This is a genomic window from Affinirhizobium capsici (assembly GCF_977018625.1).
Map to the genome: position 1 here is coordinate 31,061 of NZ_CDRNXD010000006.1, position 17,331 is coordinate 48,391.

The 17,331-nt window shown below is 56.7% G+C and carries 11 protein-coding genes; 6 read left to right on the forward strand and 5 right to left on the reverse strand.

Features of this window, described 5'->3' with window-relative positions; translation table 11 throughout:
- The first annotated feature begins 93 nt into the window (after positions 1-93).
- From AC0JZ1_RS17630 to trxA, 6 genes are all read left to right on the forward strand, one after another.
- Positions 94-2,670, forward strand: a complete 2,577-nt coding sequence (locus AC0JZ1_RS17630) for a PAS domain-containing sensor histidine kinase (protein WP_471883855.1) — start codon at positions 94-96, stop codon at positions 2,668-2,670.
- Positions 2,667-4,190: a tRNA (adenosine(37)-N6)-threonylcarbamoyltransferase complex ATPase subunit type 1 TsaE gene (gene tsaE / locus AC0JZ1_RS17635; protein ID WP_471883750.1), complete on the forward strand. Its 1,524-nt coding sequence runs from the start codon at positions 2,667-2,669 to the stop codon at positions 4,188-4,190. Before AC0JZ1_RS17630 ends, tsaE begins: the two co-directional genes overlap by 4 nt.
- A gap of 4 nt (positions 4,191-4,194) precedes the next feature.
- Positions 4,195-4,926: a nucleotidyltransferase family protein gene (locus tag AC0JZ1_RS17640; RefSeq protein WP_471883751.1), complete on the forward strand. Its 732-nt coding sequence runs from the start codon at positions 4,195-4,197 to the stop codon at positions 4,924-4,926.
- Positions 4,927-4,928: 2 nt separating this feature from the next.
- On the forward strand, positions 4,929-8,132 hold the full coding sequence (addB, locus tag AC0JZ1_RS17645) for a double-strand break repair protein AddB (RefSeq protein WP_471883752.1): 3,204 nt from the start codon (positions 4,929-4,931) through the stop codon (positions 8,130-8,132).
- Positions 8,125-11,679 carry a double-strand break repair helicase AddA gene (gene addA / locus AC0JZ1_RS17650; RefSeq protein WP_471883753.1) on the forward strand — a complete coding sequence of 1,185 codons (3,555 nt, stop codon included), beginning with the start codon at positions 8,125-8,127 and terminating at the stop codon, positions 11,677-11,679. Before addB ends, addA begins: the two co-directional genes overlap by 8 nt.
- Positions 11,680-11,753: 74 nt before the next feature.
- Complete coding sequence (trxA, locus tag AC0JZ1_RS17655; protein ID WP_471883754.1) at positions 11,754-12,074, forward strand: thioredoxin; 321 nt, start codon at positions 11,754-11,756, stop codon at positions 12,072-12,074.
- 75 nt (positions 12,075-12,149) lie between these two features.
- Here the strand turns inward: trxA and AC0JZ1_RS17660 are convergent, their stop codons facing one another.
- The 5 genes from AC0JZ1_RS17660 to AC0JZ1_RS17680 all read right to left on the reverse strand — a co-directional run bounded on the left by AC0JZ1_RS17660 (position 12,150) and on the right by AC0JZ1_RS17680 (position 17,233).
- Positions 12,150-13,493 carry a bifunctional folylpolyglutamate synthase/dihydrofolate synthase gene (locus AC0JZ1_RS17660; RefSeq protein WP_471883755.1) on the reverse strand — a complete coding sequence of 448 codons (1,344 nt, stop codon included), beginning with the start codon at positions 13,491-13,493 and terminating at the stop codon, positions 12,150-12,152.
- An 85-nt stretch (positions 13,494-13,578) separates the two neighbouring features.
- The gene (gene accD / locus AC0JZ1_RS17665; protein ID WP_471883756.1) at positions 13,579-14,463 is read right to left on the reverse strand and encodes an acetyl-CoA carboxylase, carboxyltransferase subunit beta; all 885 of its coding nucleotides are present in this window, start codon (positions 14,461-14,463) and stop codon (positions 13,579-13,581) included.
- A 39-nt stretch (positions 14,464-14,502) separates the two neighbouring features.
- Positions 14,503-15,342, reverse strand: a complete 840-nt coding sequence (gene trpA / locus AC0JZ1_RS17670; protein ID WP_471883757.1) for a tryptophan synthase subunit alpha — start codon at positions 15,340-15,342, stop codon at positions 14,503-14,505.
- A 2-nt stretch (positions 15,343-15,344) separates the two neighbouring features.
- Positions 15,345-16,565 (reverse strand): tryptophan synthase subunit beta, encoded by a 1,221-nt coding sequence (gene trpB, locus AC0JZ1_RS17675; protein WP_471883758.1) that lies wholly within the window; start codon positions 16,563-16,565, stop codon positions 15,345-15,347.
- Positions 16,562-17,233: a phosphoribosylanthranilate isomerase gene (locus AC0JZ1_RS17680; RefSeq protein ID WP_471883759.1), complete on the reverse strand. Its 672-nt coding sequence runs from the start codon at positions 17,231-17,233 to the stop codon at positions 16,562-16,564. The genes trpB and AC0JZ1_RS17680 overlap by 4 nt, the downstream gene beginning before the upstream one ends.
- Positions 17,234-17,331 lie beyond the last annotated feature (98 nt).

Genomic DNA, 17,331 nt, shown 5'->3' on the forward strand with positions numbered 1-17,331 from the left:
ATTGTTAACTCACTTGATTCGTGGGGTTTGGCGACCCGCGCGAACTGGGATGTCTTGTCGGAGATGCGGCACATGGACGGAAGACAGACCGGAATGGCGATCAATTTTTCTGCTTTGCGCAAGCGGGCGGAGGACGATGTTTGCGCTCAAGCGCTTTCATCAACAACACGGGGAATGGCAAGTCAGGTGCGGAAGAAGGATTTAACCGGCATGCGGCAGCTGTTTCGGACAGCCCGTATTTGCCTTGCGGGAACAGCATTGTCGGGACTGGCAGGTTCAGCTTGGGCGCAGGAGCGCGTTCTTCCCACGGCGCGGTTATTCACCTCATCAGAAGTTATCTTCTCATCGCTGGCGGTGGGCGCTATCGCCGCCGCGCTTTTATCTACCATCTGGCTGGTGCGCCAGAAGGGCAATCTGGAAGCCGAAAGCCAGGAAATGCGCGGCGCGCTTTCCGATGCTCGCCAGAAGATTTCCAAATACGAAGCTCTGATCGCCGATAAAAATCGCCGGATCGTCGTTTGGGAGGCGGGTCCCTCTCGCCCGGAATTTCTTGGTCAGTTGCCACCAGAAACGGGCGCTCCCGCTGAGGATCGTGACTTTCTCGCTTTCGGAAAATGGATGCGAGCCCATTCTGCTGTGGAGCTCGAACGTGCTGTGGAGTCTCTGCGCAGCTCTGGCCACACATTCGATCTCGTTGTGGAAACCCAGCGTGATGAAATTCTGGAAGTTCAGGGCCGCGTTTCGGGCGGCAAGGCATTTGTTCGCTTTATCGCCCTCAACAATCTTCGCGCCGAACTGGCCGAACTGAAGATTGAACGGGAACGGCTGGTCTCCTCCATCGACCTGTTCCAAAATCTCCTCGATGCTTTGGAACAGCCGGTATGGCACCGGGACTCTGACGGGTCGCTCGCCTGGGTAAACCATGCCTATGGAGAAGCCGTGGAAGCGGCTAGTCCTTCGCAAGCCATTCAGGAAGCGCGGGAATTCCTTGGAACCATCGCACGTGAGCAGATCCGTGCCAGTGCGACACCGACATCTCCTTTTCACGATCGGCTCTCCACGGTGGTTCGCGGTAATCGCACCATGTTTGACGTTGTAGATGTGGTTGGCATCGCCGGTTCTGCTGGTATGGCAATCGATGTCTCCGAGGCTGAAGCCATTCGCGCCGAGTTGGATCGTACGCTGAAAAGCCACGCGGAAACGCTGGATCATCTGGCGACACCCGTTGCCATTTTCGACAGGAACCAGCGCCTCCAATTCTACAATCAGGCCTTTGTTCGGCTTTGGGATCTGGATCTCGGCTTCCTTGAAAGCAGGCCGGACCATAACGAACTTCTCGACAAGCTTCGCAGCCAGAATAAACTGCCGGAGCAGTTGAACTGGCGGAACTGGAAGGAAAGCGTTCTTTCTGTTTATCGCGCACTCGATACGCAGACCAACCGTTGGCATCTGCCGAACGGACAGACCTTGCAAGTGATTGCGACAGCCCATCCGCAAGGCGGGGCGACGTGGGTCTTTGAGAACCTGACCGAGCAGGTGGATCTTGAAACCCGCTACAATACGCTGGTGAAAGTACAAGGCGAAACCATCGATCATCTCGCAGAAGGTGTGGCCGTGTTTGGCCCGGATGGTCGCATTCGCTTGTCAAACCCAGCCTTTCGCGCACTTTGGGGAATTACCGAAGATCAAACCAAGCCCGGCACGCATATCAAGGCAATTGAAGCAGCCTGTGCACTCGAATACGAAAAACCGGATGGCTGGCGTCTCTTTGGTCAGATGCTCACCAATTTTGATGATGAGCGCCCATCGCTGCAAGGCACATTTGAGCTTCACTCCGGCATCGTGCTCGATTATGCGGTAATCCCGCTGCCGAACGCGCAGACCATGCTGACCTTCGTCAACATGACGGATAGCGCCCGTGCCGAACGCGCCTTGAAGGAAAAGAACGAAGCCTTGCGGAAGGCCGACGAGTTGAAGAACGATTTCGTTCAACACGTCTCCTACGAATTGCGTTCACCTCTCACCAACATCATCGGCTTCACCGACCTGTTGAAGACCACCGGCATTGGTCCACTGAATGAGCGTCAGGCCGAATATGTCGATCATATCTCCACGTCCTCCGCAGTTCTGCTCACCATCGTCAACGACATTCTCGACCTTGCGACAGTCGATGCCGGCATCATGGAGCTGAACTATGCTGAGGTCGATCTGGATGATCTTCTTGACGACGTATCGATGCAGATTGCCGATCGGCTGAATGAAAACAGCGTCATGCTGGAAATTGTCGCTCCACGGGGCATGGGTGCCATCGTGGCGGATCAGCAGCGGCTGAAGCAAATCCTCATCAAGCTGATCACCAATGCGGCCAATTTCGCACCGGAAGGTTCGACGATCACGCTCAGCAGCTGGCGTAGCGGGCTCGATTTCTTCTTCTCCGTCGCAGACAAGGGGCCTGGCATTCCAGAAGAAATGCTTCCGACCGTGTTCAACCGCTTCTCCAGCGGCAAGGGTGGCAAGCGTACCGGGGCGGGACTGGGCCTTTCGATTGTTGAAAGCTTCGTCAACCTTCACAAGGGCGACGTGAAGATTGAAAGCAAGCCAGGACAAGGCACCATCGTTACCTGCCGTATTCCAAGCGCCATAACCGCCCGTTCCGTCGCGGCCGAATGAACAATATTGAACCGATTGTCCTGACACTGACAGACGAGGCGGAGACAATCCGCCTTGGAGAAGATCTGGCGCTCGCACTTCGGGTGGGTGATTGTCTTGCCCTCTCTGGCGATCTGGGCGCTGGTAAATCCACCCTCGCTCGCGCGTTTCTACGAGCCATGGCGGATGACGACACTTTGGAAGTGCCAAGTCCGACATTCACGCTGGTTCAAACCTATGAGCTTCGCATTGCCGTTGCGCATTTCGATCTCTATCGCATTGCCGATGGGTCGGAGCTGGATGAGCTTGGCCTGGATGAAGCTCTCAATGATGGCATCTGCCTTGTTGAGTGGCCAGAAATGGCAGAGGCAGAATTGCCCGCCCACCGCATTACGCTTCGACTGACCCATCAGGATTCCGGCCGTAGGGCTGAAATCTTCGGCCCGGAACTCGCAGTTGCCCGCATCCGTCGTGTGCTGTTCATCCGCGAGTTTTTGCAGCAACACGGTTATGGCGCGCATCGCCGCCGCTATCTTACCGGCGATGCTTCTCAACGCGCCTATGAGACCGTTCTCAAGGATGACGGCAGGCAATATGTGCTCATGGATTGGCCTCGTCGCCCTGAAGGGCCTGCGGTTCTGAATGGTAAGCCCTACCCCAAGGTTGCGCACATCGCAGAAGATATTCTGCCCTTCGTAGGTGTCGATATCTACCTCCAAGACGCTGGCCTTCGTGCGCCAGAGGTGCTGGCTGCCGACTACGATAACGGCCTTCTTCTTCTTGAGCATCTCGGTTCGCAAGGCGTCCTCTCTCCAGAAGGCGAACCGATTTCCGAACGATATCGTGTCGCGATTGAATGCCTTGCGCATCTTCATGCCGCCTTGCCCGTCCGAACCGAGATTAAGGTGGACGCGGAACGCATCCACGTCATCCCGGATTTCGATCCTGTTGCGATGAAGATCGAAACCCGCCTTATTCTTGATTGGTATCTTCCGTGGCTGAGAGGCGGAGAACCTGTCGCAGAGGAGCTTCTGCAAGAATACGGGCAGATCTGGGACAATCTCATCCAGCAGCTTGGCGAGTCAGAACGGCACCTTTTGCTTCGCGATGTGCATTCGCCAAACCTCATCTGGCGTGATCATGCTGAAGGTCTCGATAGAATTGGATTGATTGACTTTCAGGACGCAATGATTGGGCCGACGGCCTATGATGTTGCTTCACTTGTTCAGGATGCGCGGGTCACAGTGCCGGATGCCTTGGGCCAACAGCTTCTGGAACACTATATCAGCCTTCGTCTTGCCCAAGGCGTTTTTGATGAGGCAGGTTTTCGCAAAGCCTTTGCCATCATGTCTGCGCAGCGCAACTGCAAGCTTGCCGGTCTCTGGGTTCGCCTAAAGGAGCGCGACGGCAAGCCCGGCTATATGAAACACATGCCGCGCACGCTTCGCTACCTCTCCACCGTTCTTCAACATCCCGCGCTTGCGCCTCTGGCCGATTGGATGGCAAAAACCGGTATAGACCTTAGCGAATCACGGATCTGATCCCATGATCATCGAAAATGCCATGGTGCTGGCCGCAGGGCTTGGCACGCGCTTGCGACCGATTACGGACAGCCTGCCGAAGCCTCTCGTATCCGTCGGCGGACGGCCCATGATCGATTACGTGCTGGATTCGCTGGCGGAAGCCGGTGTTAGCAATGTCGCTATCAACGTCCACCATCACGCAGACCAGATGGAGGCGCATCTCTCCAAGCGGCAGGATTTGAACATCCTCATTTCCAATGAGAGACAGCAGCTTATGAACAGCGGCGGTGGCTTGGCGAGGGGGCTGAAGCTTCTGTCCTCCGGCCCTGTCTTGGTTATGAATGCCGATCTCTTCTGGGTGGGAGAGCCAAAGGACCAACCGTCCAATTTGCGCCGCCTGATTTCATTCTTTGAGCCTGAGCGCATGGACATGGCCATGCTTTGTGTGCCTATCGAGCAGGCAATCGGTCACGATGGCAAAAAGGATTTTAATCTGGGTCAGGATCACCGGCTGATACGATATAAAGAAGGTGATTCAAACCCGGTGGTTTATGCGGGCGCCTTCGCCATGCATTCGAACTTCTTGGGTGATGCGCCGGATGAGCCATTCAATCTAAACCGCTACTTCGACCGTGCGATTGAGCAAAGAGCCTTGTTCGGCACCGAGTTGAAGGGGCATTGGATCACAGTCGGCACACCAGAAGGCCTGAGAGAGGCTGAAGAGTTTTTGTCCATCCAGCCGACCGCGATTTGACCATGGAGCGGCACCGCGAAAAACGTATCCTGACGATCCCGCCAGCCATTCCCTTCCTCAGAACAGTGGCTGCGGCTCTTTGCGACGGGCGCTTGTTGCCCAGCTACAGATACGATGAGCAAGATCCGCTCTCACTCGCCAAGGTCACCATCTATGTGCCGACTCGCCGTGCAGCGCGTGTTTTGCGCTCGGAATTCGTCGATCTTCTCGGGGGGCGCTCCGCGATCCTGCCTGTCATCAGGCCCCTGGGTGAAACGGATGACGATAGCGGCCTTTTCGATGTCGTCGCGCCGGAAGAAATGGATCTGGCCATTCCTATCGGCGGCACTCAGCGGTTGCTGGAGCTTGGCCGCCTCATCCTTGCTTGGCGCAATGCCCTGCCTAAGGCCATCACGGATGTTCACTCCGATTCACCGCTCGTGGCGCCCGCCAGTCCCGCCGATGCCATCTGGCTTGCCCGCTCGCTGGTTGAACTCATCGATGCGATGGAGACCGAAGATCTGGACTGGTCCGCTCTGGACAACCTGAACACGGCCGAGCATTCCCTGTGGTGGCAGCTTTCCGCGGAATTCCTCAAGATCGCCAGCCAGTTCTGGCCAACGCGGCTGGAAGAGCTCAAGCGTTCCTCTCCCGCGAAGCATCAGGCAGCCGTCATCAATGCAGAAGCGCGCCACATAAGCCTGCGCGATCATTCCGGGCCTGTCATCGTGGCGGGTTCCACCGGGTCGGTGCCAGCCGCTGCCAATCTCATTGCGTCCATCGCAGACCTGCCAGATGGCGCCGTCGTTCTGCCTGGCCTTGATAAAACGATGCCGGAGGAGCAATGGGCACTGCTTGGTTTAGGCGATCATGCCGGTCGCCCCGATCCTGCCAGCCGAAGCCATCCGCAATACGGTCTGCACAGATTGCTGCGAAAGCTCGCGGTTAGCCGCGATGATGTGCCTGTGCTTGGTGATGTACCGGACGATCTTGCATGCCGTGATCTCCTGCTCTCACGCGCCTTGGCTCCCGCCGAGGCGACCGATAGCTGGAACCGCTGGCGGGAGGAAGCCTCGCCCGAGACGGTTCGCAAAGCCTTTGCTGATGTCTGCCTGATTGAGGCCGCTAATGAGCGAGAAGAAGCGGCGGCTATCGCGATAGCGCTTCGCCTTGCCTTGGAACGTCCGGGCGCGGATGGTGAGTCACAGGCTGCCCTCATCACGCCAGACAGGGGTCTCGCTCGGCGCGTCTCGGCAGAACTTGCACGCTTCGGTATTACGGCGGACGATACGGCTGGCACTCCGCTATCTTCAACCCCGCAGGGGACGCTGCTTTCACTTGTGCTGGAAGCGACCCTCCGCCCTGGAGATCCGGTAGCGATTACCTCTCTATTGAAACACCCTCTTGCTCGCTTTGGCCTGACATCACGGCAAGTGTTTTCGGCGGGCAATGCAGTAGAGCTTTTGGCATTGCGCGGGGGTACTGCCGAGCCCGATATCGCACATCTGCCTGAGCTACTTCAAGCAAGCCTTGCCGAGCAGGACAATGATCGTCATCCTCGTCAATGGCGGGTCTCCTTGAAGCCGGAAGCGTCAGATGAGGCTCTCGAGCTTGCCAGTCGTATGGCACGTGCAGCCTCTCCTTTGAGCGCCGCCGTACGCCCTCCGCTTGCCGATGGGCGAAGGTTGACCGATAGACTTACGCTTTCCGATTGGGCAACGCGAACCGGGCGCGTGCTCGAAGCAGTGGCAATCACCGAGACGGGCGATCTCAGTACTCTCTGGACCGGTGAAGCCGGAGAGAGGCTCGCTAACCTCTTGGGCGATATTATTGCCACGGATGGACAGATCGAAGCGGATGGACCGCAGTGGATCGATATCATCGCAGCACTGATGGCCAGTGAAGCAGTCAAACCAAGAGCATTGAGCCATCCACGTGTCTTTATCTTCGGTACGCTTGAATCCCGCCTGCAGCGGGTCGATACACTGATCATCGGTGCGATGAACGAAGGTTCCTGGCCGGCGCAATCGGTCAATAACCCTTTCCTGTCCCGCAGCATGAAGGGCGATATGGGGTTAGAGCCACCGGAACGTCGCACCGGCCAGCTGGCGCATGACTTCATCATGGCGAATGGCACGCGAGACTTGATCTATACACGCTCGCTGCGCCAAGGCGGAGCACCCACCGTTGCGTCACGCTGGCTACAGAGGCTACTCGCCCTGGGCGGAGACGGCTTGAAGAAGGATCTTCTGGCGCGCGGAGAAGACTATCGGCGCTGGGCGCAGATGATCGATGATACGCCGTTGAAGGAACGCCAACCGCTTGGCAAGCGCCCCGCCCCGACACCTCCTGCCGATCTCCAGCCCAAGAAGTACTCGTTCAGCGAAGTCGCGCGGCTGCGCCGCGACCCATATTCCATCTATGCGCGTCGTATCCTGAAACTCGATCCAGTCGATCCTTTCAATGAAGATCCCGGCGCGTCTCAGCGTGGCACGCTCTATCACCGGATCGTCGAGCGTTATACCAGCGAAGTGGCATCCAGTTCTGGGGATGGCTGGTCTCCCATGCAACGCATCATCGCAGAGGAATTCCAGGCAGCCCGGCTGCCAATCCATATCGAGCAGGTCTGGCGCCCTCGCTTCGTGGAGGTGGCGCGGGCCTTTCTGCGCTGGCAGAGCCGTCGTGTCGATGATGTTCGTGAGACCTATACGGAGCTTTCATCCGGCTTTGAACTGCCGGAAGCAGGCATCAGGCTGACGGGTATTGCCGACAGAATTGACATCAAGGGCAATGGCTGCGCCGATATCATTGACTACAAAACTGGCCTTAGCCCCACGGCACCGCAAGCGCGTGCCCTTCTGGACCCACAGCTGGCACTGGAGGCGGCAGCCTTGCAGGCGGGCGGTTTCAAAGGCCTCGAACCTATCCGCGTGGATGATCTGCTTTATGTGCGGCTTCGCCCCGGCGAACGTTTCACGTGCGACAAGGTCAACAACGAGGGCGCGAAAGAGACGGCCAAGGTAAAACCCAAATCGGCTATGGACCTTGCAACCGATTCGATTACCCAATTGACCGCTTTCGTTAACCGCCTGCGCGATGGAGATGTGGGATACGCATCGCGCCTGATCCCCTTCCAACAGGGGGATTACGGCGGGGAGTATGACCACTTGGCTCGGGTTGCGGAATGGGCAACTGCCGATGCCGAGGAGAGTGAAGCCGATGAGTAGCGACGATCTTCACCAGCTCGGCAACGATCCGGCGCAATGGCTGAATTGGACCGCGCGGCAGCAGGCTCTCGCATCCGATCCGGCAAGCTCCGCCTGGGTTTCCGCTAATGCCGGTTCCGGCAAGACGCATGTTCTAACGCAACGTGTCATACGCCTGCTTCTCTCCGGCTGTCGCGCATCGGCAATTCTCTGCCTGACTTATACCAAGGCAGCGGCGTCAGAAATGTCGAACCGCGTCTTCCAACGATTGGGCGAATGGGCGGTTCTTTCCGATGACGAGCTATCGAAGCGCATCGCATCCATCGAAGGTGCCATGCCTGACAAGATCAAGCTGGCGGAAGCGCGGCGGTTGTTTGCCAAGGCTTTGGAAACACCGGGCGGATTGAAGATCCAGACGATCCATGCCTTTTGCGAAGCATTGCTCCATCAATTCCCCCTGGAGGCGAATGTCGCAGGTCATTTTTCGGTTCTGGATGATGCATCGGCTTCAGCCCTGCTTGCTGAGGCGCGCCGATCGCTGCTGACAGCGACCTCCGTTGAGGGTGATGTCAATCTCGCCGATGCTTTTGCGCATGTGCTCGATCTGGGGGACGAAGGCGGGTTAGAGACCCTCCTTTCGGACATCATCGCAAACCGGACTGCGCTACGTCGCTTCTTTATGTGGGCTCTTGAAAATGGTGGCGTGGAAGGCGAACTTCGCCATGCATTTGGCTTGGACGGGCAAGATGATGAGCAGAGTATCTTAGGAGGGTATTGGCCGCTCCCTGGCTTGGCTGGCCCAACTCTGAGCACCTACATCGACCTTGCTCAATCCGACAAAGGCGGCTCAAAATCCGCAGAAGCGGCTTTCAGTCTGCAACAAGCTATTGCGCAACCGGATTCTGCTGAACGCGCTCGTATCCTGGAGCAAGTTTTCCTGACACAGGCCGGAAAGCCAAAGGCAGATACCTCCCTGTTTACAAAGAAAATGGCGTCAGCGGCACCGGGTCTCGAAGAAGCAGTGGCCCGAGCGCGAGAGCATGTCGTCGCCTGCCGCGAGAGGCTGACAAGGGCGCGCATGCTGCGGGCAACACTTTCTGCGCTAACATTGGCAGCGAGACTGGATGCGGATTACGAAGAACTTAAGCGTCGACGGAGCCTGCTGGATTTCGAAGATCTTATTACCCGCACCGCAGAGCTTTTGGGCCGTGGCGGTGTCGGGGCATGGGTTCATTACAAGCTGGATCAGGGCATAGACCACATTCTGGTCGATGAGGCTCAGGATACGAGCCCCGTTCAATGGAGCATCATCCAATCACTGGCGGAAGATTTCTTCTCAGGCGAAACCGCTCGCCCCGGAACACGCACTATTTTTGCGGTGGGGGATGAGAAGCAATCGATCTATTCTTTCCAAGGCGCTCGGCCTGAGCGTTTCGCTGAAGAACGATCCGGGACGCAGAGACGCGTGTCTCGCAGCGGGCAGATTTTTAATCCGGTCCGGCTTCCGCTTTCCTTTCGCTCCACTGCGGATGTCTTGAGCGCTGTCGATCAGGTCTTCACCCTGCCAGACCACGCCCGCGGCCTTAGTGCAGAAGGCGAACCTGTGATCCATCGCTCGAACCGTGTTGGCCATGCCGGTGCCGTAGATCTCTGGGAGACAGTGGTTCCCGATCAAGCTGATCTGGAAGATGACTGGACGGCTCCTTTCGATTCGACACCTGATCGTGCGCCATCTGCCATTCTTGCAGGCCGCATTGCGCATGTGATTGGCGAGATGGTGGGCAAGCAAACTATCATCGAAAAGGGTGAGCAGCGCTTCATCGAGCCCGGTGATATTCTCGTTCTGGTGCGCAAGCGGGATGCCTTCGTCAATGCGCTCACCCGCGCCCTCAAACGGCGCGGCGAGATACCGGTTGCCGGTGCGGATCGTTTGCGCCTGACCAGCCATATTGCGGTTCAAGACCTGATGGCCTTGGCGCGCTTCGTTCTGCAACCGCATGATGATCTGTCATTGGCTGCCGCTCTGAAAAGCCCGCTGTTCAACCTTTCGGAAGAGCAGATCTTTCTTCTGGCAGCCCTGCGGAAAGAGAGACAAAGCGTCTGGCGGCGTCTTAACGTGCTTGCGGATGCCGGAGACGCTCCCTTCGTTGAGCTACGGGACCGGCTCTCATATCTGCGTGCGCTTGGCAGCCAGCTTTCGGTGCATGATTTTTTTGCCCGCATTTTAGGGGCGCAAGGAGGCCGACGGTTGTTCCTATCCCGTTTAGGCAGCGAAGCGGGCGATATTCTCGATGAGTTCTTGAGCCTTGCTCTTGATCATGAGGACAAGGCTCTGCCCGGACTACAATCCTTTGTTTCAGCGCTGGAACTGGAAGCACCGGAAATCAAGCGAGAGCAGGATAGTGGACGAAACGAAGTTCGCATCATGACTGTCCATGCCTCAAAGGGTCTTGAAGCGCCGGTGGTCTTTCTGGTCGATAGCGGCTCCAAGGCCTTTATCTCTACCCATGTCCCGAAGTTCCGTTTCCTGAAAATTGGAGAGCAAGAAGTTCCAGCCTGGGTGCCGGGTAAAATCCTGACCAATGATTTGACTGCTGCCGATGACGAGCGCCTGAAGCAGGCGGCAGAAGAAGAATATCGACGGCTTCTTTATGTCGGCATGACCCGGGCTGCTGACCGCCTCATCGTCTGTGGCTATCGCGGCAAGCGGGAAAATGACGAGAGTTGGCAAGCCATGATTACCCGCGCACTCAGTGCGGATGAAGCGCGCTGCACGGCAACAACTTTCTCGAGCCCGGAAGGGGAATGGTCCGGCTATCTCTGGCGAGAGGGCGGTATGGTTTTGTCGTTTCCGAAGAGTTTGGACAAGGAAGAGCTGAACGAGCAGAAGCGCAGCCTTCCGCCTGAAGTCTTCAGACCTCTGCCAGAACCGAAGCCGCTTCCACGCCCGCTCGCTCCTTCCGGTGTTGGCGTCATGATTGAGGATGAGGATGGGGATGCACCATTTGTTTCTCCTCTTTTCGGGGAGAAGCAGGGGGCTGACCTGGCACTGCAAAAGGGCCAACTTAGCCACCGGATGCTTCAAACACTGCCGAGCCTTCCACGCCCGGAGTGGCGCAATGCTGCTAACCGTTATCTGGAGCGTACGGCAAGCCTTTGGTCGGCAGAAGAACGGGATGCGCTGGTTGAAACCATTCTCGGCGTGCTGGAAAAGCCCGATCTTCAACCCCTGTTTGACGGCCATGCGCAAGCTGAAGTCTCGATCATGGGGCGTTTGACCCTAAACGAGCGGCATTATGCGGTGTCGGGTCGCATCGACCGACTGGCAATTGCGCCGGATGGATCGGTGATCATTCTCGACTACAAGACCAACCGATTTGTGCCGCGCACGGCGGAAGAGATTGTCTTTGCCCACCGGGCACAGCTTGCCATTTACCGCGAGGTTCTGGCACCCCTTTATCCCGGAAAATCCATACGCTGTATTCTGGTCTATACCGAGGCGGCAAAAGTGCTGGAAATCCCAGCGGCAGACCTCGACAGGTCGCTTGCCGAACTGGCGACAAAGTGAGATAGCGGGATTGAATTTCCCATCTGCGCACCTCACATTGTTTCCAACAATGCTAAATTCTGAAGGAGAGCCTCATGGCTACCGTGAAAGTCGACAACTCCAACTTCCAATCTGAAGTTCTGGATTCCGCCGAGCCCGTCGTTGTTGATTTTTGGGCGGAATGGTGCGGCCCGTGCAAAATGATTGCTCCGAGCCTGGAAGAAATCTCCACCGAGATGGCCGGCAAGGTGAAAATTGCGAAGCTGAACATCGATGAAAACCCGGAACTGGCCGCCAAGTTTGGCGTGCGCTCCATCCCAACCCTTGCGATGTTCAAGGGCGGTGAAGTGGCTGACATCAAGGTTGGTGCAGCGCCGAAGACAGCTCTCTCCAGCTGGATTTCCGGTAACGCCTAATTGGTCGAAAAACTTTTGAACAAAAAACCCGGCCTAGTAAGCCGGGTTTATTTTTATCCGCTTTCTTTATCGCCGTTACGTCGGCGGTGTTCCATTATCGGCAAGCACTGCGCCCGCGAGATAAAGCGAACCACCGACCAAAATGCGCGGCGGTGGACTATCTGGTAACTGACGGTCGTCTATGGCCTTCAAGGCCTCGCGAACGGTGGACATGGGTTCCGCCACCAGACCAGCATCGTAAGCGGATTGAGCCAATGCCACGGGGTCTAACCCCGCATCGCTGCTTTCGATGGGCACGGTGAACACGCTTTCGGCTATGTCAGTAAATGCGCGGAAGAAACCAAGCGGCTCCTTTGTGTTCAGCATACCGATGATGAGATAGAGCGGGCGAGCTTGGCGCTCTTCGAAGGAAGCCATGGCCTCCGCGATAACCTCGCCAGCGCCAGGATTATGACCGCCATCAACCCAAATCTCTGAACCTTTTGGCGCGAGCGAGATGAGTTCGCCTTCTGTCAGGCGCTGCAAGCGGCCCGGCCATTCAACAGATGCCATTGCCTTGTCCATCATGGATTCGGTGACATCGAAACCCGCAGCCTTGACGGCCCGAATGGCGGCAGCGGCATTGGCCAATTGGTGACGGCCGGGAAGACGCGGCAGCGGCAGATCTGCCAGACCAAACTCATCCTGATAGACGAGCCGACCAAACTCCTCGTGACCCCAAAAGTCTTGGCCATAAACGGAGAATGGACAGCCGAGCCGTTCGGCAAAAGATACAAGCACTTCACGCGCTGCATCATACTCCTGATGGCCGATTACGACTGGGCAGCCCTTCTTGATGATGCCCGCCTTTTCGGCGGCAATCAACTCAACACGATCTCCAAGATAGGCTTGATGATCGAATGAAATTGGCATGATCACCGATACTGCCGGATGATCGACCACATTGGTGCAATCCAGCCGCCCTCCCATGCCGACTTCCATGATGACGACATCGGCAGGAAGTTCGGAAAAGAGCAAGAAGCCCGCGGCAGTCAAGATTTCGAAAACAGTGATGGCCTCGCCTGCATTCGCTGCCGCCACGCGACGCAAAGCATCGGCGAGCAGCGCATCCTCTACCAAGCTACCCGGCTTCCCGCGTTGGCCTATGCGGTAACGCTCATGCCAATTCACCAGATGGGGCGATGTGTGAACATGAACCGCATGGCCCGCTGCTTCCAGCAGGGCGCGGCAAAAGGCACTGACGGAGCCTTTACCGTTCGTGCCTGCAACATGAATCATAGGTGGCAGGCGGTTTTGCGGATTGCCAAGCACTTCGAGCAGCCGGCGCATCCGTCCCAAGGTCATATCGAAACCTTTGGGGTGCAGGGTCATCAGCTCGTTAATGACCTGTTCTGCCTTGCTAAGGGCGACGTCGTTCATGGCAATCCCTAGGCTCGAAATAGTAAGATTGCCGAGCCTGTCCGGTTCGGCAATCGCTGATTACTTCTATGTAGTTTAACCTTGATCAGGCCGTCTTTGCGAGTACTTGCTCGGAATTGGCAGGCTGCTTCAGCATGATCTTGAGCAGCGAAGCAATCGTCGGCGCAAGATCGTGGCGCTTGACCACCATATCGACCATGCCGTGCTCCAGCAGATATTCAGCTGTCTGGAAGCCTTCCGGCAGCTTTTCGCGAAGGGTTTGTTCAATCACGCGCTTGCCAGCAAAGCCTATTTCCGCACCAGGCTCAGCAATGTGTACATCGCCTAGCATGGCGTAAGAGGCTGTGACGCCGCCAGTGGTCGGATTGGTCAGCACAACAATATAGGGCAGACCAGCTTCCTTCAGCATGTTCACCGCCACAGTCGTCCGCGGGAGCTGCATGAGAGAAAGGATGCCTTCCTGCATGCGCGCGCCACCGGATGCCGGGAAAATGATCAGCGGGCAACGCTCCGCAAGCGCCCGCTCGCAAGCCTTCACAATTGCTTCGCCGGCCGCCATACCAAGCGAACCGCCAATAAAGTTGAACTCATGCACAACAGCGACAAGCTTGACGCCCCGCATCTTGCCGAGCCCGGCGAGAATGGTGTCTTCCTGTTCGGTCTTTAGGCGGCTGTCTTTCAGACGGTCGCTATACTTTTTGGAATCGCGGAACTTTAGCGGGTCCTGAGCGACCTTCGGCTGCGGCAGGTTTTCATAAACGCCACCGTCGAACAGATCTTCCAAACGCGCCTTTGCAGGCATCTTCATATGGAAGCCGGAGGCGGGGATGACCCATTTGTTTTCTTCGAGATCCTTGTGGAAAACCATCTCGCCCGTTTCCGGGCATTTGATCCAGAGGTTTTCCGGCACTTCCCGGCGGCCCAGCATGGAATTGATCCGGGGGCGCACATAGTTGGTGATCCAGTTCACTGGCAGAACTCCTGATTGACGCTCGTCAATGTGGTGATGTTACTCGGCAGCAACAAGGCGCGCCGCGCGGACGCCGCTTGCCAGCCCGCGAACGAGCGTGGAGACGGCGGAGATAGTATGTTCAGTGGCTTTGCCATCCGCCGTGAGGCTTCCGGCCACTTGCGCCACAATGGCGGAGCCGACAACCACGCCATCCGCTGCGGCACCGATAGCCTTGGCATGATCGGCTGTTTTGACGCCAAAGCCAACACAAACGGGAAGGTCCGTATGCGCCTTGATGCGGCGGACAGCGCCTTCAATCTTGCTCAAATCCGGCAAGGCAGAGCCGGTGATGCCGTTCATCGAGACATAATACACAAAGCCGGAAGTGTGACGCAAAACTGTTGGGAGACGGCGGTCATCCGTTGTGGGCGTTGCCAGACGAATAAAATTGATGCCCTTGGCGATAGCTGGCAAGCATAGTTCATCATCCATTTCCGGTGGCAGATCAACCACGATCAATCCATCGATACCCGCTTCCACGGCAGCATCGAGGAAGGTCTCGACGCCCATATTGTAGATTGGGTTGTAGTAACCCATCAGGACAATCGGCGTATCCTGATCATCCTCGCGGAATTCACGCGCCAGATCCAGCGTTTTCAGCAGGGTCTGTCCACCGATCAGCGCGCGGTGACCAGCAAGCTGGATGGCTGGGCCATCTGCCATAGGATCGGAAAACGGCATTCCAAGCTCGATCACATCCGCACCAGCGGCAGGTAGCGCCTTCATGATACCAAGAGATGTCTCATAATCAGGATCGCCACCCATGAAATAGGTGATGAGTGCGGGACGACCTTCAGCCTTCAGATCCGCAAACCGCTTTTTCATACGTTCAGTCATGATCAGAGGCCCATTCCGAGAATTTTGCCGACAGTGAAGATGTCCTTGTCGCCACGGCCACAAAGGTTCATGAGGATGATCTGGTCCTTGTCCATCTTCGGTGCACGCTTGATCACCTCAGCCAAGGCATGGCTTGGCTCAAGTGCAGGGATAATGCCTTCCGTGCGGGTCAGCAGCTGGAATGCTTCCAGCGCTTCGTCATCCTTGATCGGTACATATTCAACACGACCGATATCCTTCAGCCAGGAATGCTCAGGCCCAATGCCGGGATAATCGAGACCAGCTGAGATGGAGTGACCCTCCGTGATCTGACCGTCATTATCTTGGAGCAGATAGGTGCGGTTACCATGGAGAACTCCAGGGCGACCAGCAGTCAACGACGCACAGTGCTCATCACCTTCAAGACCCTTACCGCCAGCTTCGACGCCGACGATACGGACGGACTCGTCATCCAGGAAAGGATGGAAAAGGCCGATAGCGTTCGAACCACCGCCAACAGCGGCAACCAGCATATCGGGAAGACGTCCTTCAACGGCCATCATCTGCTCACGCGCTTCCTTACCGATCACTGACTGGAACTCGCGCACCATCTCTGGATAAGGATGCGGACCTGCTGCCGTGCCGATGATGTAATAGGTGTCCTCGACGTTGGTCACCCAATCGCGAAGCGCTTCATTCATGGCATCCTTCAGCGTTCCGTGACCTGCAGTCACTGGCTTCACCTCGGCACCGAGCAGCTTCATGCGGAAAACATTCGGTGCCTGACGTTCAACATCCGTTGCGCCCATATAAACAACACAGGGCAGACCGAAGCGAGCAGCAACCGTCGCGGATGCCACGCCATGCTGACCGGCACCGGTTTCCGCGATGATGCGTTTCTTGCCCATGCGCTTGGCAAGCAGAATCTGGCCAATGCAGTTGTTGATCTTGTGGCTGCCGGTGTGATTCAACTCATCGCGCTTGAAGTAGATCTTCGCGCCACCGAGTTCGGCAGTCAGACGCTCTGCAAAATAGAGCGGGCTCGGCCGACCGATGTAATGCGTGCCCAGATGCGCCAGTTCGGCCTGAAACTCGGGATCAGTCTTGGCCTTATTCCATTCATCCTGAAGATCGAGAATAAGCGGCATCAGGGTTTCAGCTACGAAGCGACCGCCATAGATGCCGAAGCGGCCATCTTCATCGGGGCCCGCCCGGAACGAATTCGGTTTCATCGGCTGGTTCACTGGGTTACTCCCTCTGATGCATTCGCCTGCCAATTTTCGATTGCATCGAAAAAAGCGTTCATCTTGTTCAGGTCCTTCACGCCTGGTGCGCTTTCGACACCGGATGAAATATCAATGCCGGGAGCACGCGTCATGCTCAGTGCCTGACCGACATTATCCTTATTCAGCCCACCGGAAAGCATGTAATCCACGCCTTCGTCAAGCGCAGCCATCAGGCTCCAATCAAAGGAAACTCCGTTCCCACCGGGAAGTTCGGAACCAGCAGGTGGCTTGGCATCGAAAAGAAAGCGATCAGCCAACCCATCGTAACTTCCGATCTGGCCGAGATCTTCGGAACTTCTGACAGAAAACGCCTTCATAACCGGAAGCCCGAACACAGCTTTGATGTTCAAGACCCGCTCTGGGCTTTCATGACCATGCAGTTGAAGTATGTCGGGTTTGAGGAAGGAGATGATTTCTTCAAGTTCCTCATTATCTGCATCGACAGTCACCGCCACAATCTTCGCATTGCCACGAACGCGATCAGCCAGCGTTCCTGCAGTCAAAGGATCGATATGACGCGGGCTCTTCTCAAAGAAGATGAAACCGATGTGGCTTGCACCCCGTTGCACGGCAAGGTCCACTGCCTCGGCTGTTTTCAATCCGCAGATTTTGATGTCAGGTTTCATGAACGCGAAGTGACATGAATTGGGCTCGGAGTCGAGCAAAATAGGTTGAACAGCCCTGCCCTGCATGGGATCTCGCGACCTCCTAACGGAGCTTCAGG